Origin of the sequence: Frankia sp. Hr75.2, assembly GCF_949319125.1 — a bacterium.
GTDB classification, from domain to species: Bacteria; Actinomycetota; Actinomycetes; order Frankiales; family Frankiaceae; genus Parafrankia; species Parafrankia soli.
In genome coordinates, this window is record NZ_CASGGV010000133.1 from 85,599 (window position 1) to 103,788 (window position 18,190).

At 74.1% G+C, this 18,190-nt stretch carries 16 protein-coding genes; 10 read left to right on the forward strand and 6 right to left on the reverse strand.

The window, feature by feature from the left end:
* The first annotated feature begins 23 nt into the window (after window positions 1-23).
* Window positions 24-926 (forward strand): phytanoyl-CoA dioxygenase family protein, encoded by a 903-nt coding sequence (locus AC559T_RS12245; RefSeq protein ID WP_498868774.1) that lies wholly within the window; start codon window positions 24-26, stop codon window positions 924-926.
* On the opposite strand, the gene AC559T_RS12250 is transcribed toward AC559T_RS12245, so the two are convergent.
* The 4 genes from AC559T_RS12250 to AC559T_RS12265 form a co-directional block, all read right to left on the reverse strand.
* Window positions 907-1,251, reverse strand: coding sequence for a cell division protein SepF (locus AC559T_RS12250; RefSeq protein ID WP_071060395.1), 345 nt, complete (start codon window positions 1,249-1,251; stop codon window positions 907-909). The two genes, AC559T_RS12245 and AC559T_RS12250, sit on opposite strands and share 20 nt — an antisense overlap.
* Before the next feature lie 203 nt (window positions 1,252-1,454).
* Complete coding sequence (locus AC559T_RS12255) at window positions 1,455-3,182, reverse strand: urease subunit alpha (protein ID WP_071060396.1); 1,728 nt, start codon at window positions 3,180-3,182, stop codon at window positions 1,455-1,457.
* Window positions 3,179-3,520: an urease subunit beta gene (locus tag AC559T_RS12260; protein WP_071060462.1), complete on the reverse strand. Its 342-nt coding sequence runs from the start codon at window positions 3,518-3,520 to the stop codon at window positions 3,179-3,181. The genes AC559T_RS12255 and AC559T_RS12260 overlap by 4 nt, the downstream gene beginning before the upstream one ends.
* A gap of 14 nt (window positions 3,521-3,534) precedes the next feature.
* Window positions 3,535-3,837 (reverse strand): urease subunit gamma, encoded by a 303-nt coding sequence (locus AC559T_RS12265; RefSeq protein WP_026239939.1) that lies wholly within the window; start codon window positions 3,835-3,837, stop codon window positions 3,535-3,537.
* Window positions 3,838-4,315: 478 nt separating this feature from the next.
* Between AC559T_RS12265 and AC559T_RS12270 the strand changes: the two genes are divergently transcribed.
* From AC559T_RS12270 to AC559T_RS12290, 5 genes are all read left to right on the forward strand, one after another.
* Entirely contained in the window at window positions 4,316-5,344 is a 1,029-nt protein-coding gene (locus AC559T_RS12270; RefSeq protein WP_498868784.1) for an ABC transporter substrate-binding protein, read from the forward strand.
* The gene (locus AC559T_RS12275; RefSeq protein WP_498868775.1) at window positions 5,341-6,198 is read left to right on the forward strand and encodes an ABC transporter ATP-binding protein; all 858 of its coding nucleotides are present in this window, start codon (window positions 5,341-5,343) and stop codon (window positions 6,196-6,198) included. The genes AC559T_RS12270 and AC559T_RS12275 overlap by 4 nt, the downstream gene beginning before the upstream one ends.
* Entirely contained in the window at window positions 6,195-6,959 is a 765-nt protein-coding gene (locus tag AC559T_RS12280) for an ABC transporter permease (protein ID WP_112109346.1), read from the forward strand. Before AC559T_RS12275 ends, AC559T_RS12280 begins: the two co-directional genes overlap by 4 nt.
* Window positions 6,956-7,810, forward strand: a complete 855-nt coding sequence (locus AC559T_RS12285) for an ABC transporter permease (protein WP_498868776.1) — start codon at window positions 6,956-6,958, stop codon at window positions 7,808-7,810. The genes AC559T_RS12280 and AC559T_RS12285 overlap by 4 nt, the downstream gene beginning before the upstream one ends.
* Before the next feature lie 280 nt (window positions 7,811-8,090).
* Window positions 8,091-10,016 (forward strand): adenine deaminase C-terminal domain-containing protein, encoded by a 1,926-nt coding sequence (locus AC559T_RS12290; protein ID WP_498868777.1) that lies wholly within the window; start codon window positions 8,091-8,093, stop codon window positions 10,014-10,016.
* An 8-nt stretch (window positions 10,017-10,024) separates the two neighbouring features.
* Here the strand turns inward: AC559T_RS12290 and AC559T_RS12295 are convergent, their stop codons facing one another.
* Both AC559T_RS12295 and AC559T_RS12300 read right to left on the reverse strand, forming a co-directional pair.
* Window positions 10,025-11,317, reverse strand: a complete 1,293-nt coding sequence (locus tag AC559T_RS12295) for an ATP-binding protein (protein ID WP_498868778.1) — start codon at window positions 11,315-11,317, stop codon at window positions 10,025-10,027.
* Between the two features lie 47 nt (window positions 11,318-11,364).
* A complete protein-coding gene (locus AC559T_RS12300; RefSeq protein ID WP_498868779.1) occupies window positions 11,365-12,426 on the reverse strand; it encodes a Rieske 2Fe-2S domain-containing protein in 1,062 nt (353 codons plus the stop codon).
* Between the two features lie 293 nt (window positions 12,427-12,719).
* Between AC559T_RS12300 and AC559T_RS12305 the strand changes: the two genes are divergently transcribed.
* Genes AC559T_RS12305 through allB form a run of 4 tightly spaced genes read left to right on the forward strand, consistent with a single transcriptional unit; the run spans window position 12,720 to window position 17,915 of the window.
* Window positions 12,720-13,619: an FAD binding domain-containing protein gene (locus AC559T_RS12305; protein WP_112109350.1), complete on the forward strand. Its 900-nt coding sequence runs from the start codon at window positions 12,720-12,722 to the stop codon at window positions 13,617-13,619.
* On the forward strand, window positions 13,616-14,140 hold the full coding sequence (locus AC559T_RS12310; RefSeq protein ID WP_235015103.1) for a (2Fe-2S)-binding protein: 525 nt from the start codon (window positions 13,616-13,618) through the stop codon (window positions 14,138-14,140). The genes AC559T_RS12305 and AC559T_RS12310 overlap by 4 nt, the downstream gene beginning before the upstream one ends.
* Complete coding sequence (pucD, locus tag AC559T_RS12315; protein WP_498868780.1) at window positions 14,137-16,506, forward strand: xanthine dehydrogenase subunit D; 2,370 nt, start codon at window positions 14,137-14,139, stop codon at window positions 16,504-16,506. Before AC559T_RS12310 ends, pucD begins: the two co-directional genes overlap by 4 nt.
* On the forward strand, window positions 16,503-17,915 hold the full coding sequence (allB, locus tag AC559T_RS12320; RefSeq protein ID WP_498868781.1) for an allantoinase AllB: 1,413 nt from the start codon (window positions 16,503-16,505) through the stop codon (window positions 17,913-17,915). The genes pucD and allB overlap by 4 nt, the downstream gene beginning before the upstream one ends.
* Window positions 17,916-18,190: the final 275 nt, after the last annotated feature.

Below are 18,190 nucleotides of genomic sequence, written 5' to 3' on the forward strand. Positions count from 1 at the left end.
TGACGTGCCGCTGGAGGCAACCGATGGGATCGTCCGTGCTCACCCCGTTCGCCGAGCTGGGGGCCTTCCGGCCCACGGACGCCGACCCGCCGGTGACGGCCGCCGGGCTTGATCTGGACAAGATCGTGGCGTTCTACCGGCGGTACGGGTTCGTGATCCTCCGCGGCGTCCTGGGCGAGCCGCTCACCACCCAGATCGAGACCGAGTGCGCCGCCGCCCAGGCCGGTGTGCTCTCCGGTGCTCTTCCCGCCCGCCACGGCTCCACCCAGTACCTCGACGACGCCGGCAAGGCCGCGCGCTTCGTCAACTACGTCGAGCACGTCGAGGAGCTCGCGCCGTCCGTGCGCGCGGCGGCGGCCCATCCGGTGCTGGTGGACGTCGTCCGTAACCTGATCGGTCCCGGGGCGGGCCCCGGAATCTGGCTGAACGACTCGGACAAGGCCGGCATCATCTACCAGGACGCCCGCCCGGGCCGCGAGTCCGGCTACAGCCGCATCGGGTGGCACTCCGACTGGCAGGCGATGCCCAGCCTGGACGTCTGGCCCGGGCTGGCGTTCACCATTCACATCGACGCGACGAGCCCGGCGAACGGCTTCCTGCGGATGGTGCCCGGCAGCCACCAGTGGGCCACACCCGCCCCGTACCGCAACATCAACGGTGTGGCTGTCCCGGCCGACGCCCGCCCGGCCGGCGGGTACACCGACACGCCGCCGCCGTTCGAGATGCCGCTCGGGTTCGAGAAGGTCCCCGGCGAGATCGCGGTGTACGCCGACCGGGGCGACGTCCTGCTCCACGACGCCTACACCTGGCACGCGGCGGCACGGGCGACCGACGACTCGGCCGTGCGCCGGCACGTGCGCGGCTCGTACTTCGCCGGGGATGAGTCGTCCTACCGCCCGCAGTTCGTCAAGAACGCCGCACGCTGATGCCGGGCGCGGTGCTGTGGCCGCGCCCGAGGTACGTCTCCCGCAGGTGGTGGACGTCCTCGGCGGGCAGCTCCACGCCCGCCGGTACGACGAGGTAGGCGTGCGGGGCGATCCGTTCGATGTGCCCGGCCAGGGCGTAGACGGCGCCGGCGGCGAAGTCGAGGAACCGGCGTTCCAGGGTCTCGCCGCCGTGCTCGAGATCCACCAGCATGGGAATGCCGTCGCGCAGGCGGTCCACCGGCTGGGAGAAGTCGTTGTAGTTGGTCGGCGCGACGATGGGCACGGTGGCCCGGGCCCGGGCTTTTCGGGGCGTGGTCGCGTCCATCGGGGTGCCTTTCGTGAGCCGGGCCAGGGGCGGCACAGCACATGATTCCCGACCGGCCCCGCGTTCCGGCGGCGACACGCCGAGACGGGACCACTACAGGCTGCGGGCACGGCGGCGGCCGTGGGTCAAGCCCCCCGGAGGTCCGAGAACCCGGCCGCGCGCCATCCCCGGCGGGCGCCGCCGGCCCTGGATGAGAGGCAGGATCAGAAGAGGAAGTACCGCTGGGCCATGGGCAGCTCGGCGGCCGGAGCCGCCTCCACCGCCTCGCCGTCGATGCGCACGGTGAAGGTGTCCGGGTCGACGCGGATGTCCGGCGTCGCGGTGTTCTCCGGCAGGTCCGCCTTGCCCCGCCGGCGGACGTCCGCCGTGGCGACCATCGGCTTCGCCAGGCCCAGCCGCTCGTCGAGGCCGTCCTGCAGCGCCGCGGGCGCGACGAACATCAGCGAACTCGCCGCGGCCGGGCCGGGGGCGGCGCCGAACATGGGCCGCGGCAGCACCGGCTGCGGGGTCGGGATCGAGGCGTTCGCGTCGCCCATCGCCGCCCACGCGATGAAACCGCCCTTGAGGACCAGCGACGGCCGCACCCCGAAGAAGGCCGGCTCGTAGAGCACCAGGTCGGCCAGCTTCCCGGCCTCCACCGACCCGATCTCGGCGTCCAGGCCGTGCGCCACCGCCGGGCAGATCGTGTACTTGGCGACGTAGCGCCGGGCCCGGTTGTTGTCGGCGACCGTGTCGCCGGGCAGCGCGCCGCGGCGGCGTTTCATGACGTGCGCGGTCTGCCAGGTCCGCGTGACGACCTCGCCGATGCGGCCCATCGCCTGCGAGTCCGAGCCGATCATCGAGATCGCGCCCAGGTCGTGCAGGATGTCCTCGGCCGCGATCGTGGACGGCCGGATGCGGCTCTCCGCGAACGCCAGGTCCTCGGGCACCGACGGGTTCAGATGGTGGCAGACCATCAGCATGTCGAGGTGCTCGTCGAGGGTGTTGACCGTGTGCGGCCGGGTGGGGTTCGTCGACGACGGCAGGATGTTCGGGAACGACGCGACGGTGATGATGTCCGGCGCGTGCCCGCCGCCGGCACCCTCGGTGTGGTAGGCGTGGATCGCCCGGCCGGCGATCGCGGCGAGGGTGTCCTCGACGAATCCGGCCTCGTTGAGGGTGTCGGAATGCAGCGCCACCTGCACCCCCGAGGCATCGGCGACACGCAGGCAGGCGTCGATGGCCGCCGGGGTGGTGCCCCAGTCCTCGTGCAGCTTGAAGCCGGCCGCGCCGGCGCGCAGCTGTTCCCACATCGCGTCCTCGCTGACCGTGTTGCCCTTGCCGAGCAGGGCGACGTTGACCGGCCAGCCGTCCATCGCGGACATCATCCGGTGCAGGTTCCACGGCGACGCGGTGACGGTCGTCGCCTTGGTGCCCTCCGCCGGCCCGGTGCCGCCGCCGATGAGCGTGGTGACGCCCGTGCCGAGGGCCTCGGGGACCTGCTGCGGGCAGATGAAGTGGACGTGGGTGTCGACCGCGCCCGCGGTGAGGATCTTCCCGTTGCCCGCGATGATCTCGGTGCCGGGGCCGATCACCAGATCCGGGTGGACGCCGTCCATGGTGTCGGGGTTGCCGGCCTTGCCCAGCGCGCTGATCCGTCCGTCCCGGATGCCGACGTCGGCCTTGACGACTCCCCAGTGGTCGAGCACGACCGCACCGGTGATCACCAGATCGGGTGCGCCCTGCGCGCGGGTGGCGCGGGCCTGGCCCATCGACTCGCGGATGACCTTGCCGCCGCCGAACACCGCCTCGTCGCCGGTGGCCGTGCCGCCCGGGCCGCGGCTGAGGTCGTCGGTGACCTCGATGAACAGGTCGGTGTCCGCGAGGCGGATCCGGTCGCCCACCGTCGGCCCGTACAGGGTGGCGTACCGGGACCGCTCCAGCTCACTCACTCCCCGCTCCCCTTACGGTCACCGCGGCCACCGTCGAGCGGGCCGGCCCACTCCGGGCGCAGCCCCGGGACGACCCGGGCACCGGCCAGGGCGACCAGCTCGACCTCGCGCTCGACCCCGGGCTCGAACCGGACGGCGGTGCCCGCCGCGACGGCCAGCCGGTAGCCCCAGGCGGCCTCGCGGTCGAAGTCGAGAGCCGGGTTCGCGGCGGCGAAGTGGTAGTGCGACCCGACCTGGACGGGCCGGTCGCCCGTGTTGCGCACGACCAGCACCCGGGTCGGCCGGCCCGGGTTCAGCCGCACCGTGCCGGGCGCGGTGACGATCTCGCCGGGGATCAAGGGGTCGCCGGGGATCAAGGGATCGGCTGGTGGACGGTGACGAGCTTCGTGCCGTCCGGGAAGGTGGCCTCGACCTGGACCTCGGCCAGCATCTCCGGCACGCCCTCCATGACGTCGTCGCGGGTCAGCACGCCCCGCCCGGCCGCCATGAGATCGGCGACGGTACGCCCGTCCCGCGCGCCCTCGAGCAGGAACGAGGTGAGCAGCGCGGTCGCCTCCGGATAGTTGAGGCGCAGCCCGCGTGCGCGGCGTTCCCGGGCCAGTCCGGCCGCCACATGGATGAGCAGGCGTTCCTGTTCATGCGGGCTCAGCAGCACGAGCGCGAAGCCTACACGCACCCGCCCGCCGGCCCGAACCACCCGCGCCCCGGCCGCGTGCCAGCCCTGTCGACGTCCCTTCGCGCCCACTTCGTGCCGTCTTCGCGCGGGGCCCGGCCGCCGGTTTGCGGACATCGTCATTTCGACCGGCCGGTGCGCCCGCCCGCCGGTTTCCCTTTTCGTCGGTGTTTCTCGCCGGTGCCGCCGAGATGACGTCGGTGATCTCCCCGTTTTCGGATTCGGTGGCCCGGATCGTGAAATGGCCCGATGTCCCGGGAACCGTGGGTCCCGATGCCTGGTAACTGGTTGTTCACGTGACCGCGATAGGTCCGATACTCCTGCTTTCTAGCGTCCGTGGAACCGCCTGGCAGGTCGGATGGGAACGGCTGAACGGGGTGTCGCGGGCGCGTTCGATGGGGGTTCGGTGGCAACAGGCAGCAGCACGGGTTTCGGCAGACGCGGGTTCCTGCGCGGGGGAATGGGGGCGACGGCCGGGGCGGCGCTGCTCGCGCTCGGCGGCGGCGGCCTGCTCGCCGCGTGCGGTGATGACAGCAGTGACGGCGGCTCGTCCGGCAGCGGTTTCGGTGTCCTCGACATCCGCTTTTCCTGGATCAAGAACACCGAGTTCGCCGGTGCCTACATCGCGGATCAGAAGGGCTACTACAAGGCGGCCGGCTTCTCCGGCGTCAACATGATCGCCGGCGGCCCGTCCGCGACGCCACAGGACACCGACGTCGCGACCGGCAAGGCGTTCATCGGCATCTCCGCCCCCGACATCACCGGCAACGCCATCCTCAACGGCGCACCGATCAAGATCGTTGGCGCGCAGTACCAGAAGAACCCGTTCGCGATCGTCTCCATGGCGGACAAGCCCATCGCCGGCCCCCAGGAGATGATCGGCAAGAGGATTGGCGTGCAGGCGACCAATGAGAGTGTGTGGACGGCGTTCCTCAAGGCGAACAAGATCGACCCGAAGTCGATCGAAAAGGTGCCGGTCGAGTTCGACCCGCTCCCGCTCACCACGGGCACCGTGGACGGCTGGTTCTCCTTCGTCACGAACGAACCGAACCTGCTGCGCGTCAAGGGTTTCGAGGTGACGACCTTCCTGCTCGCAGACCACAACTACCCGTTGGTCTCCGAGACCTACATGGTCCGTACCGAGTCCATCGACAAGGAACGGGACAAGATCAAGGCCGCACTCACCGCCGAGATCCGCGGATGGAAGGACTCGCTGGCCGATCCCGCGCTCGGCGCGCACCTGGCGGCGACCGTCTACGGAAAGGACCTCGGTCTGGACGAGGAGGAGCAGACCCTGGAGAGCAAGGACCAGAACGCTCTCATCCTCACCGCCGACACGAAGGCGAACGGCCTGTTCACGGTCACCGACAAGCTTGTCGAGGAGAACATCGACACCCTCGGGATCGCGGGCGTGAGCATCACCGCCGAGGAGCTGTTCGACCTGTCCATCATCAAGGAGCTCTACGAGGAGAAGCCTGATCTCGTATGACGACATCGGCCACGCCCACACCGGAACCCGCCTCTGCCCCGACCCCGCCGACCCCGCCGGCCGCGCCCGACGGGTCCGGTGTGAGCGTGACCGGGCTCGGCAGGGAGTTCCGCATGGGCCGCGGTCGCGTCGTGGCCCTCGACGACGTCAACCTCGCGACGGCGGAGGGCTCGTTCATGACCCTGATCGGCCCCTCGGGCTGCGGCAAGTCCACCGTGCTGCGGATCCTGGCGGACCTGGACGCCCCGACGGCCGGGACGGCGCTGGTGCACGGCGAGGTGCCGTCGGTGGCCCGCCGGGCGCACCACCTCGGCATCGCCTTCCAGGACGCCGCCCTGCTGCCCTGGCGGTCGGTCGAGGCGAACATCCGGCTGCCGCTGGAGGTCAGCGGCCTGAAGGCCGAACGCAAGGTCATCAGCGACCTGATCGCTCTCGTCGGGCTGACCGGCTTCGAGCGGGCCCGGCCCGCGCAGCTCTCCGGCGGCATGCGCCAGCGGGTCGCGATCGCCCGCGCCCTCGTCGTGCAGCCCAAGGTGCTGCTGCTCGACGAGCCGTTCGGCGCCCTCGACGACATGACCCGCCAGCGCCTGAACTTCGAGCTGCTGCGCATCTGGAGTGAACGCTCGACGACCACCATCCTGGTGACCCACTCGATCCCCGAGGCGGTCATCCTCTCCGACACCGTCGCGGTGATGACCGCCCGCCCCGGGCGCATCGCGGCGCGCGTCGACATCGACCTGCCGCGCCCGCGCACCCCGGAGATGCTGCGCACCGCCCGGTTCCACGAGCTGCACGACGAGCTGTCCACGCTCCTGTTCGCCGGTACCGGCCCGACGGCAGGGGAGGCCGGATGACCCGGCCCGCGTGGCTCGGCGGGACGATCGGCGTCGTCGGCCTGGTCGCCGTGTGGTGGCTGCTCGCCGTCACGCTGCTCGACCGCGGAAGCGTCGTGCCCACGCCCTGGGAGGTCGTCCGTGCCCTGGGGGACGACCATCGCCTGCTCTGGACGTCCGCCCGGTCGACCGTGTCGATCGCGGCCCAGGGCTGGCTCGTCGGCAACGGCCTGGCGATCGGCCTCGCGGTGCTGTTCTTCGGCGTCCCCGTCGTCGAGCGGGTGCTGCTCCAGATCGGGGTGGCCTCCTACTGCCTGCCGATCATCGCGATCGGCCCGATCCTGACCACGGTCTTCGACGGCAGCACGCCGCAGAAGGCACTGGCCGGGATCTCGGTGTTCTTCACGACGCTGGTCGGCACCCTGCTCGGCCTGCGCGCGGCCGACCCGGCCAGCCTCGACGTGATCCGGGCCAGCGGCGGCGGCGTCGTCCACCAGATGCGCTACGTCCGGCTGCGCGCAGCCCTGCCGAGCACCTTCGCGGCGCTGCAGATCGCCGCGCCGGCCGCGATCCTGGGTGCGATCATCGGCGAGTTCCTCGGCGCCGACCGCGGCCTCGGGATCGCCATGGTCAACTCGCAGCAGGCACTGGAGGTGCCGCGCACCTGGGCGCTGGCCCTGGTCGCCTCCACCATCGCCGGTCTCGGCTACGCCCTGACCGCGCTGCTGGCCCGGCTGCTGACGCCCTGGGCCCCCCGCGGTAACCCTGGAGGCGCCCGATGAGCACCGTGACGCCGGACACCGCATCGTCCGGCGGCCGTGGCAGCCGGGTGGCGGGGGCGATTGCCGCGCGGGCCGGGCGGACCCTGCTCTCGGTCGTCGCGTCCACCGCGGTGATCGTCGGGCTCTGGTACGCCTTCATCGAGGTCTTCGACCTCAACGCCCTCGTCGCCAAGGACCCCGGGGCGGTCTGGAAGTACCTGTTCACCGAGCCGGACGCCGCCCAGAACCGTTCCGTCATCCTGGACGGCCTGTGGCACACCCTCGGCGACGCCGCGGTCGGCTACGTCGCCGGCACCCTCGCCGCGCTCGGCGTGGCCGTCGCGTTCGTGCTGAACCGCGCGGTCGAGCAGTCGCTGATGCCGGTGGCGATGATGCTGCGCTCGGTGCCCCTGGTCGCGATGACACCGCTGCTCACCCTCGTCTTCGGCCGCGGCCTGCTGGCGGTCTCGGTGATCGCCGGGATCGTCGTGTTCTTCCCGTCCCTGGTGAACCTGGTGTTCGGGCTGCGCTCCGGGCCCGCGGCCGCCGCCGACCTCGTCGTCGCCCACGGCGGCGGGCCGTTCACGGTGCTGCGCAAGGTGGCGCTCCCGAGCTCCCTGCCCGCGCTGTTCGTCTCGGCGCGCATCTCGGTACCTGGCGCGATCATCGGCGCGCTGCTCGCGGAATGGTTGGCCACCGGCAAGGGCCTGGGCTACTTCATGCAACGCGCGCAACAGACGTTCGACTACGGCGGGGTGTGGGCCTCGGTGGTCGTGATCACCGCCGCCAGTGTTGCGGTCTACGCCCTGGTGGGCCTCGCCGAGGCCGTCGTGCTCGCCCGGTACGGGCCCGGCCCGACCCGGCGCGGGTGAGCGGCGTGGCACCCCGCGGCGGGCAGCCGGCGGCCGTCCGAGTGCGCAACCGCAGGTCACGGGCTGTGATGTGGCGCACCTGGCACTGCTTGCTTCCTGACACCCCACCACGCGACGTGTCGCTCCCGTACGAGAATGCGGTTGTACAGCAATGCGTCGGAACGTGCGGGTGTGGTCGCGTCGTGGCGGGGTCGAGGTCGGCCCGGCCGCTGCGGGGCTCGCTGCGCGGGTCCGTGGCCGGGCGGTCGGCGGCGTCGACCGGTGAGTTCCGGAGGGCGTCATGACCGCTGAGCGGGACGTCGACCGTACGGTCGACGCCGTCCCCTCCCACGCGCTCCCGGCCGCACCCGTGCCGGTGACACCAGGGCCGGCCGCGCCGGGGGTGGTGCCTGCCGGGCCGTTGCGGTCGCTTCCGCCGCTCGCCGCGCCCGCGGTGGCGCGGGTGCCCGGCCGCCGCCGGGCGACGCCCGTCCCCGGCCGCGCCGGCGCCGCGCGCGGCAGCCGGGCCCCCCGCCCGGTGACGGTGCCCACTCCGCTGCGCGAGCCCCTCACCCCCACCCCGGACGAGCTCGAGCGGCTGCGCGACATCGCCACCGGCCGCGCCGAGGCCGACTTCGCGATCCGCGGCGGGGTGGTCTTCGTCGTCCAGTCCGGCGAGATGATGCGGCGCGACATTCTCATCGCCGGCCGCTACATCGCCGCGGTGACCCGGCCGAGCGCCGTGGGCGCCCGCCGCAGCCTGGACGCGGCCGGCCGGTTCGTGCTCCCGGCCTACGTCGACGCCCGCGCGTCGGTCGAGCGGACGCTGCTCGGCCCGGGGGAGCTCGCCCGGCTCGTCGTCCCGCGCGGCACGGTGACGGTGCTGACCGACCTCGCCGAGATCGAGCAGATCCACGGCCCGCGCGGCCGCTCGCTCGTGCTGCGCACCGGCACACCGCTGCGTGTCCTGCCCCGCGGCCCCGCCGGCACCCGCGACGGGCTCGCCGGCCCGTCCCGTCCCGCCGCGCCGCACGAGGGCAGCGCGCCCTACGACACCACCGGGCCATATGAAGCGACCACGCCGTACGAGGCCACCGCGCCGCACCAGGCCACCGTCGAGGCCGTGGACGTCGCGCGTGCCGTCCCCCGGCAGGTGAGCCCGCTGACGGGGGTGCCCGGCCCGTTCATCGGGAGCGCCGGGCCCGCCGCGTTCCTGCCGGGCGCCGCCCATCTCGTCGGCGGGCCCGCCGGAGCCGAGATGCCGCCGGTGGGTGGCGGTCTGATCTCCGATCACCTCGACGACCGGGTACGGGAGGAGATCCGAGCGGGCGGCGCCGCCGTCCGTGTCGTCCGGGACGCCACCCTCACCCCCGCGCGCGCCTTCGGCCTCGACCACGTGCTCGGCTCGATCGCTCCGGCCCGGCTCGCCGACCTGCAGATCGTGCAGGACCTGACCGCGCGGCTCCCCCCGGACGTCGTGGTGGCCGGTGGGCGGATCGCGGCCGAGCGCGGCCGCGCGCTGTTCGACAACTTCGACGTGGCCCCGATGTGGGCGTCATCCTCGGTGCGCCTGCCCGCCGGCCTCTACACCGGTTCGTTCACCTCACCCTGCATGCACTGGAGCGGCCGGCGCGACACCCGACTCACCATCGTCGACGTGCGGGCCCCCGCCGTCGCCACCAGCCCGGCGGCCCCGATCGGGGTTTCGAGGGTCTCGGCGTCCTCGGTCGGGCTCGGGCCGCTCGGCGCGGGCGGGGAGCCGCCGCGGGTGACCGTCACCCGGGTGGAACCGACCCTGCGTGACGGTGTCGTCGTCGCCGACCCGTCCCGAGACCTGCTCAAGTCGGCGGTGCTCGACCGGTCCGGCCGGGCCGACCGTGTGCGGGTCGGGATGGTTCGCGGCCTCGGGCTCACCCGGGGGGCGCTGGGAACGACCGCCGGGGCCGCCCCCGGCGACGTGGTGATCGTCGGTGCCGGCGACGCGGACATGCTGACCGCGGCCCGGGCGCTGGAGGGGATGGGAGGCGGGTTCGTCGTCGTCGAGCGCGGCTGGGTGCTGGCCGCCTGCCCGCTGCCGGTGGCGGGCCTGATGAGCGACGCCCCCTGGGAGGCGGTGCTCGGCCAGCTCGCGGCCGTCGACACCGCGGCCCGCGACCTCGGCTGCCGGCTCGCCTCGCCGCTTCGTCTGATCGCCCAGCTCGGTAGGGAGCTGTACGTCCGGCCCTGACGCGGTGGTCAGCCGTCCGAGACGCGCCGCGCCGGCAGCGCCGGGCCGCCCTCCGGGATGGCCCAGCCCCGCAGCGCGGGGTGCGCCGCGGCTGCCGACCCTCGCGGCGCGCCTGCGCTGGCCGTCGCGGAGCCGCGCGGCGCGTCCGCGGCCGCCGTCGTGGACCCGGCGCGTTCGCCGCGCCCCGCGGGGCGCGGCGAACGCGCGTGCAGCTGGCTCGCGTCATCCCGCAGCGCGCGGCGTACCTGGGCGGACGGCACCCAGATCCGCACGCCGCCTCCGCTGGCGACGTCCATCAGGCCGTTGTGAACCATGTCCGTCAGGTGCCGGCGTGCCCGGTCCTTGTCGGTGCCGAGAAGCTCGGCGACGTCGGCCGTCCGCAGCGTGCGCCCGCCCAGCCCGGCGGTGAGAACCAGCAGGTCCGGCAGCGCCAGCGGACGTCCGCCGTACTCCCGGCCGACGGCGAACAGCGCGAACGCGAGATCCGCGGGTTGCCTGGGCAACACGGCGACCACGGTGTCGGCGGTCGAGCCGGTGTGGTCCGGCGCGGCCAGGCCGTTGCGGAGCTGGGCGGCGTGCGCCCGGCGGATCCCCCGTCCGGAGCGGTCGGTGATCCCCGCCCGGCGGAACGCGTCCGCCAGCAGCGGGCTGCGCGGCCGCGGGGGCCGCGCGAGCAGCCGAGCGGCGGGGTCGCGCACCGCGTCGGCGTAGCCACCGGGGCTGGAGATCTCGACGCCCTCACCGGTCCACTGCACGTGGACGGCACCGGGCGCGGTGTAGTCGCGGTGGACGAAGGCGTTGGCGAGCAGCTCGCGGAACGCCTGCTCGGCGTAGGCGGGCACGCCGGTGCGCACCAGCTCGTAACGGATCTCGCGCTCGGGATTGCGGGCCCGGAAACGGGCCAGCAGCTCCTCGGTGAGACGCAGCAGCGGCCAGCGGAAGAAGTCGTTCATCCCGTCCGTGGGCTCGCCGGTCTCCGGCCCGATGACCTGGATGGCGGCCTCGTGGTTCGGCACGTGCGCCCGCAGCGCCTCGGGCTGCCCGAACAGCAGCACCGCCCCCGCGCAGAGGTGGGTGCGGCCGTCCTCGACCAGCGCGACGCCCAGTGACCGCGCGATCTGCTCGTCCGACATCGCGGCGAGCGTGCTGTCGCCGCGGCCCCCGGCGGCACCGACCAGCCGGCGCAACCGGTCGAACTCGCGCGGGTCAAGGTCGTCCCAGCTCGCCGCCGAGACGCTCGCGGCGAAGTCGGCCACTGTCACGTCGGCCCCCTTCATGTCGGCCACTGTCACGTCGGCCACCTGCCTGATCACATGGTAGGTCGGTGCCGTCGTCCGCCGTGCCGGCTTCAGTGTCGGATATCCGCTGCCCTGGTGGGAGAGCTGCGGGCTGCCCTGGCGACGACAGCGGCCAGCACCCGGCGCAGCGCCACGCCAGCCGCGTCCGCGCGGATGCTGACCTCCGCGGCCGTCCCCCCGTCCCCGGAGATCAGCGGGAGTCCGTCGACGGTGAAGCGCTCCTGCAGGGCGAGGTCCTCGTCGAGCACCGCCTGCTCGAAGCGGACGGCCTCGGCCAGCCGGGCGGGATCACCGTCCAGGTCGTCGCGCAGGATGCGGGTGTAGACGCGGGTCGCGGCGGCGTTCTCGGGCTGCAGGCAGAACAGGATCGTGTTGGTGATCCCGGCGTCGGGGTACTCCAGCCGCAGCCGCAGCATGAACGGCGGGCGGTACACGTACGTCGACGTGCGGCGTTGGATGAGCGGGCGGAGCCCGGCCGCGACCCCCGGATCCTCCGGGTTGGCGACCTCCTGGTCCATCCGGACCAGGAAGCCGTCGCCGTCGGCGTCCACCCGGTACGGCGCGACGACGGTCTCCTCGCCGGCGCCGATGGTGGCGGCGTGCACGAACGGGAAGTGCGCGGTGTCGAGGAAGTTGTCGGCGAGCAGGCCGGCGCAGGCCGTCGTGCGCGCGGCGGGCAGCCAGGCGTCGTCGAACCCGTCCTCGGCCGCCTCCGGCAGCTCGATGATGTCGGCGAACGGCTCCGCGGGCGCGATCCACACCAGCCCGTGCCGCTCGGTCACCCCCCACGGCGGGATGGCGCGGGCCCGCCGCGGCGCCGGTATCCCCGGGCCGAGCGCCGGTACCGCGGTGCACTCCCCGGACGCGACGAACCGCCATCCGTGGTAGCCGCAGATGATCTCGTGGCCCTCGACCCGTCCCGCCGACAGCGGGGCGAGCCGGTGCGGGCACCGGTCGGCGAAGGCCGCCACCTGGTCGTCGAGCCGGGCCAGCACCCACGGCTCGCCGAGCAGCCGGACGGCGATCGGCTCGTCGGCGAGTTCGGACGACCGGGCGACCGGGTGCCAGCCGTGCCGCAGCGCCGGGTCGGTGTTGGTCAGGCGACCGGTCATCGAGTTTGCCTCCCGGCGGTCAGATCTCCCGCTCCGGTATCCGTCCCTGTCTTCGCTCCGGTCTCGGCTCCGGTCGACTCCGGTCGGCTCCGGTTCTCGGCGCCATCCCATCACCGAAGCGATCCGGGGTTTCGGGCGGGCGCCCGATGTGTGTCACTCCGTGACATTTCGAGGGGTGGTCGTCGTCCGTGCGTACCGGGTCGCCTCCGGCGACTCTCAACAGTGAACACAAAGATACGTAGAGCAGTGTTCGTTGAACATCGACGTAACGTCCCACCACTATCGTCGGGCCCATGACGACGCCCGGCGGTCCGTCCACCGCTCTGCACCGGCCCGGGACGGTCGGCGAGGCCGTCGCCGCCCTCGCCGCCGAGGCACGGGCGGGCCGGCCGGTCGAGCTGCTGGCCGGCGGCACCGATCTGGTGCCCGCGCTGCGCACCGGGACGCGCCCGCCGGCGGCGATCGTCGCGCTGCGCCGGGTGCTGGAGCTGCGGGTGCGCGGGGCAGGCGCGGACACCCTCACGATCGGCGCCGGGGTCACCTACACCGAGCTGGCCGGATGGTCACTCTCGCCCGGCCTGGCGGCGACGTCCCGGGTGGTCGGGTCCGTCCAGATCCGCAACTGCGGGACGGTCGGCGGGGCGCTCGGCTCCGCCAACCCGCGCGGCGACCTCCTCACGTTCCTCACCGCGGCCCAGGCCGAGGTACTGCTCACCTCCGAGGACGGGTCGCGTGCCGCGGGCCTGGACGACTTCCTGAGCGCCGGCCGCCTGCCGGGCGAGCTGGTGACGGCGGTCCGGGTGCCCCGCCCGAGCGGCCCGCAGACCTACCTCAAGATCGGTGGCCGGCAGGCCGCGTTCCCGTCGCTGGTGTCCTGCGCGTTGCTCGTCGACCGGGTCCGCGAGCGGGTCTGCTGCGCCGTGGGCGGCGTGGCTGCCCGGCCGTGGCGGGTGGCCGAGGCCGAGCGGCTGGCCGCCGCCGACGTCGACTGGTCCACCGGGACGGCCCCGGCCGCCCTGGCACGGCGCTTCGGTGAGCTGGCCGCGGCCGGTGTCCGCGCGGCGCCGCCGCTGGGAGAGGACCCGCGCCATCCCCTGGAGTACCGGGTGCACGCGGCCGGCGTGCTGGCCGCCCGGGCCTTCGCTCGATGCCTCACGGCCCGGTCGGCGCCGCGGCGTGAGAGCGCCCCGTGAGCGGCGGCGTGCCTGGTCCCCTGGGCGGGGAGCGCCGGCTTTCCTACCACCTGAGCATCGACGGCGCCCGGCGCGCCGTTACCGGGGCGCGGCTCGAGGAGTCGCTGCTGACGGTCCTGCGGGAGCGGCTCGACGTCACCTCCGTGAAGGACGCCTGCGAGCAGGGCCGGTGCGGGGCCTGCTCGGTGCTGCTGGACGGCCGGCTGGTCACGGCCTGCACCGTCCTCGCCGCCGACGCCGCCGACGCCCGCGTGGTCACCGTGGCCGGGCTGGGCCCGGGTGGGCCGGCCGCCGCGGTGCGTGCCGCCTTCGTCGCGCACGGGGCGGTCCAGTGCGGCTTCTGCACCCCAGGCCTGGTCGTGGCGGTCACCGACCTGCTCGCCCGCCGACCGGGCGCCGACGAGGATGAGATTCAGGAGACACTGGCGGGCAACATCTGCCGGTGCACCGGGTACGGCCGCATCCTCGCGGCGGTCCGCGCCGTCCAGGCGGGGCGGGGCGGCCCGCCCGGGTGGGCATGACCGGCCGGGCGCGAGGCGTCGGGGGGTCGGTGCTCCGTCCCGACGGGTTGGCCAAGGCCGGCGGGACGTTCGTCTACGCCGGCGACCTCAGCGCCCCCGGCATGCTGCACGCCCGGACCCTGCGCTCGCCCCACCCGCGGGCGCGCATCCGGCGGGTCGACACCGCCGCGGCCCTGCGCATCCCGGGAGTCGCCGCGGTGGTGACGGCGGTGGACGTCCCCGGTGTGGCGACCTACGGCCTCATCGTGGCCGACCAGCCGGTCTTCGCCGCCACCGAGACCCGTTACGCCGGCGAGCCGGTCGCCGCCGTCGCCGCGGTCGACGCGCCGACCGCCCGGCGCGCGCTGGCGGCCGTCGAGGTCGAGTACGAGCCGCTGCCGCCCCTCGTCGATCCCGAGGTGGCCGCCGGGCCGGGTGCCGAACCGCTCCACCCGGACGGCAACGTGTTCCGTGAGATCACCCTGAGACACGGCGATCCCGACGCCGCCGGCCCGGTGGTCGTCGAGGACAGCTACCTCGTCGGCATGCAGGACCAGGCCTTCCTCGCGCCGGAGGCGGCGCTGGTCGTGCCGGCCGCCGACGGGGGCGTCGACATGTGGCTGGCCACCCAGTGGCTGCACTCCGACCGCGAACAGATCGCCGCCTGCCTGGGGCTGCCCGAGGAGCTGGTCCGGCTCGAGCTCGCCGGCGTCGGCGGCGCGTTCGGCGGCCGCGAGGACGTCACGCTGCAGGTCCACGGCGCGCTGCTCGCCCGGGCCACCGGGACGCCGGTCCGCATCGCCTACGACCGGGTCGAGTCCTTCCTGGGCCATCCGCATCGCCATCCCGCCCGGATGTGGTTCCGCCACACCGCGACCGAGGCGGGTGACCTGATCAGCGTGCACGCGCGGATCGTCATGGACGGTGGGGCGTACGCGTCGTCGTCCCCCGCGGTGATCGCCAACGCCGTCACGCACGCCGCCGGGCCGTACCGGGTGCCGAACGCGCGGCTGGACGGGCTCGTCGTGCGCACCAACAACCCGCCGTGCGGGGCGATGCGCGGGTTCGGGGTCCCGCAGGTCACGATCGGACACGAGGCGCAGATGGACCGGCTCGCGGACCGCCTCCGGATGGACCCGGTCGAGCTGCGGGTGCGCAACGCACTGCGGCCCGGCGACGTCCTGCCCACCGGTCAGGTCCTCGGGCCGCCGCTGCCGGCGCGGGAGGCGATCGAGGCGGTCGCGGCGCGCCCGCTGCCGGCGGCGCTCACCGCCGCCTCGCCGGTGACGGCCCGTCCCGGGGGGCGCGGCGCGCACGCGGACCTCGCCCGCGTCCGCCGCGGCGTCGGATACGCCCTGGCCTACAAGAACCTTCTGTTCTCCGAGGGCTTCGACGACTCCTCCACCGCGCGGGCGCGGCTCGAGCTTGACGCGGACGGCCGGCCGGTCGCCACGATCCACAGTGCGTGTGCCGAGGTCGGGCAGGGGTTCGTCACGGTCGCCGGGCAGATCGCGCGGACCGAGCTCGGTGTCGACGAGGTCGTGCTGCGCCCCGCCGACACCGGGGTGGGCAGCGCCGGGTCGACGAGCGCGTCCCGCCAGACCTGGATGAGCGGCGGCGCCGTGCGCGGTGCGTGCGTGGCGGTGGTCGACCGGCTGCTGGCCCGGGTGGCACGTCGGCTGGGCCTGCCGCCGGAGGTCGTCGAGGCACCCCGGCGCGCCCTGGTGATCACCGGGGGTGAGATCGTCGGCGCCGAGACGGGGACCCGGCTCACGCTGGCCGAGGCGCTCGCCGCGGGACCGGTCGAAGCCGAGCACACCTTCCACCACCGGCGCACCACCGCGCTGGACGCGCACGGTCAGGGCGATCCGCACGTGGCCTTCGCCGCGGCGGCGCACCGGGCCGTGGTGGACGTCGACCTCGACCTCGGGCTCGTCCGCGTCGTGTCGATGGCGCTCGCGCAGGACTGCGGCACCGTGCTGAACCCGCTGTCGCTGCGCGGGCAGGTCGAGGGCGGCACCGCACAGGGACTCGGCCTGGCCGTGATGGAGGAGCTGGTGACCGTGGACGGCGTGGTGACCAACCCGACGCTGCACGACTACCTGCTGCCCACCACGGCGGACGTCCCCGCGCTGGACTTCGTGGCACTCACCCACCCGCAGCCGGACGCGCCTTACGGGGTGAAGGGCGTCGGGGAGACCCCGACCTGCACGGCGACCGCCGCGGTCCTCGCCGCCGTCCGGGCGGCGGTCGGGCGGGACCTGCGCCGGGTACCGGTCCGCCCGGTGGACCTCGTCGATCTCGCGGATCCGGTCGATCCGCTGGGCGGTGCTCCGTATCTGGGGAATAAGGCAGCCTGGGGAGATGGAACGCGGATGAGCGGATGAGTGGTGGGCAGGCCGGTGTCGCGACGCCGCCGGACGCCGTCGAGGTGATCCGGTCGCGTCGGGTCGTACTGCCCGACGGCGAGCGCACCGCGGCCGTCCACGTCGTCGACGGCCGGATCACCGCGGTCACCGCGCCGGGCGAGGTGCCATCCGGCGTCGCCGTCACCGATCTCGGCGACCTCGTGCTCATGCCCGGCGTGGTCGACACGCATGTCCACGTCAACGAGCCCGGCCGGACCGAGTGGGAGGGCTTCGCCAGCGCCACCCGGGCCGCGGCGGCCGGCGGCGTGACGACGATCATCGACATGCCGCTGAACTCGATCCCCCCCACCACCTCGCTGGACGCGCTGGCCGCCAAGCGGGCGGCGGCCGAGGGCCGGGTCGCCGTCGACGTCGGTTTCTGGGGCGGGATCATCGGCGCCGACGCCCGCCGGCTCGACGACCTCGCCGCGCTGCACGACGCCGGAGTGTTCGGGTTCAAGGCGTTCCTGGCACCCTCAGGGGTCGAGGAGTTCCCGCACGTGAGCCTCGACGTGCTCGCCGCCGCCTCCCGGCACACCGCCCGGATGGACGCCCTCACCGTCGTCCACGCCGAGTCGCCCTCCGTGCTCGCCGAGGCGCCTGAGGCGGCCGGCCGCACGTTCGCCAGCTGGCTGCGCTCCCGCCCGCCGGCCGCCGAGAAAGCCGCGGTGGCCTCGCTCGCGGCGCTCACCGCCTCGACAGGCGCGCGTTTGCACGTCCTGCACCTGGCGGCGGCCCAGGCGCTCGACGACGTCGTCTCCGCCCGCGAGGCCGGCCTGCCCATGACCGTCGAGACCTGCCCGCACTACCTGACCTTCACCGCCGAGGAGGTCCCCGACGGCGCGACCGTCTTCAAGTGCGCGCCGCCCATCCGGGAACGCGCGAACCTGGACCGGCTCTGGGACGGCCTGGCCGCCGGCCTGTTCGCCGGCGTCGTCACCGACCACTCGCCAGCCACCCCGGCGCTGAAATCCGTCGAGACCGGTGACTTCGGGACGGCCTGGGGTGGCATCGCCTCCGTCCAGCTGGGCCTGGCCGCGGTGTGGACCCAGGCACGCCGCCGCGGGCACGGCCTCGTCGACGTCGTCCGGTGGATGTGCTCCGGCCCCGCCGACCTGGTCGGGCTGGGCGCGCCGGGGCTCGGCACCGGCGGGGCGGGCGCCGCACCGAGCGGCACCAAGGGACGCATCGCCGTCGGCGCCGACGCCGACCTTGTGATCTTCGACCCTGACGCCACGTTCGTCGTCGAGCCGTCCCTGCTGCACCACCGCCATCCGCTCACGCCCTACGCTGGGCGAACGCTTGACGGCCTCGTTCTGGCGACCTACCTGCGGGGCCGGCGGGCGGACGGCGACCGGCCCGCACGCGGCCGGCTGCTCGCCCAGTGACCCACCAGCCGCGCCCCGGCTCGTCGCGGGCCTGCGCCCGTGTCCAGCCGCCCGTCCTGTCCGCCTGAGCAGCCCGAGTAGAAGAAGGAGCCCGCACGCTTGACGTCCTCCCCCGCGTGAACGCGGGGGATTCCAACTCCTACACACCCACCAGAGGAGGTGTGGAGTGTTGAGGTTCGCGGTTCGCGGGCGTGACCGACGCCGCCCCTCCCCGCGCGGTCACGGCCCGTCCAGCCGCGATGTTGCATGCCGCGTTCACGTCCGCGTTGGCCGTA

Coding starts and splice junctions, on each gene's coding strand:
- AC559T_RS12280 (WP_112109346.1), top strand. CDS start 6,195: ATGACCCGGCCCGCGTGGCTCGGCGGGACGATCGGCGTCGTCGGCCTG.
- AC559T_RS12250 (WP_071060395.1), bottom strand. CDS start 1,251: ATGGACGCGACCACGCCCCGAAAAGCCCGGGCCCGGGCCACCGTGCCC.
- allB (WP_498868781.1), top strand. CDS start 16,503: ATGAGTGGTGGGCAGGCCGGTGTCGCGACGCCGCCGGACGCCGTCGAG.
- AC559T_RS12305 (WP_112109350.1), top strand. CDS start 12,720: ATGACGACGCCCGGCGGTCCGTCCACCGCTCTGCACCGGCCCGGGACG.
- pucD (WP_498868780.1), top strand. CDS start 14,137: ATGACCGGCCGGGCGCGAGGCGTCGGGGGGTCGGTGCTCCGTCCCGAC.
- AC559T_RS12245 (WP_498868774.1), top strand. CDS start 24: ATGGGATCGTCCGTGCTCACCCCGTTCGCCGAGCTGGGGGCCTTCCGG.
- AC559T_RS12290 (WP_498868777.1), top strand. CDS start 8,091: ATGACCGCTGAGCGGGACGTCGACCGTACGGTCGACGCCGTCCCCTCC.
- AC559T_RS12285 (WP_498868776.1), top strand. CDS start 6,956: ATGAGCACCGTGACGCCGGACACCGCATCGTCCGGCGGCCGTGGCAGC.
- AC559T_RS12275 (WP_498868775.1), top strand. CDS start 5,341: ATGACGACATCGGCCACGCCCACACCGGAACCCGCCTCTGCCCCGACC.
- AC559T_RS12300 (WP_498868779.1), bottom strand. CDS start 12,426: ATGACCGGTCGCCTGACCAACACCGACCCGGCGCTGCGGCACGGCTGG.
- AC559T_RS12270 (WP_498868784.1), top strand. CDS start 4,316: ATGGGGGCGACGGCCGGGGCGGCGCTGCTCGCGCTCGGCGGCGGCGGC.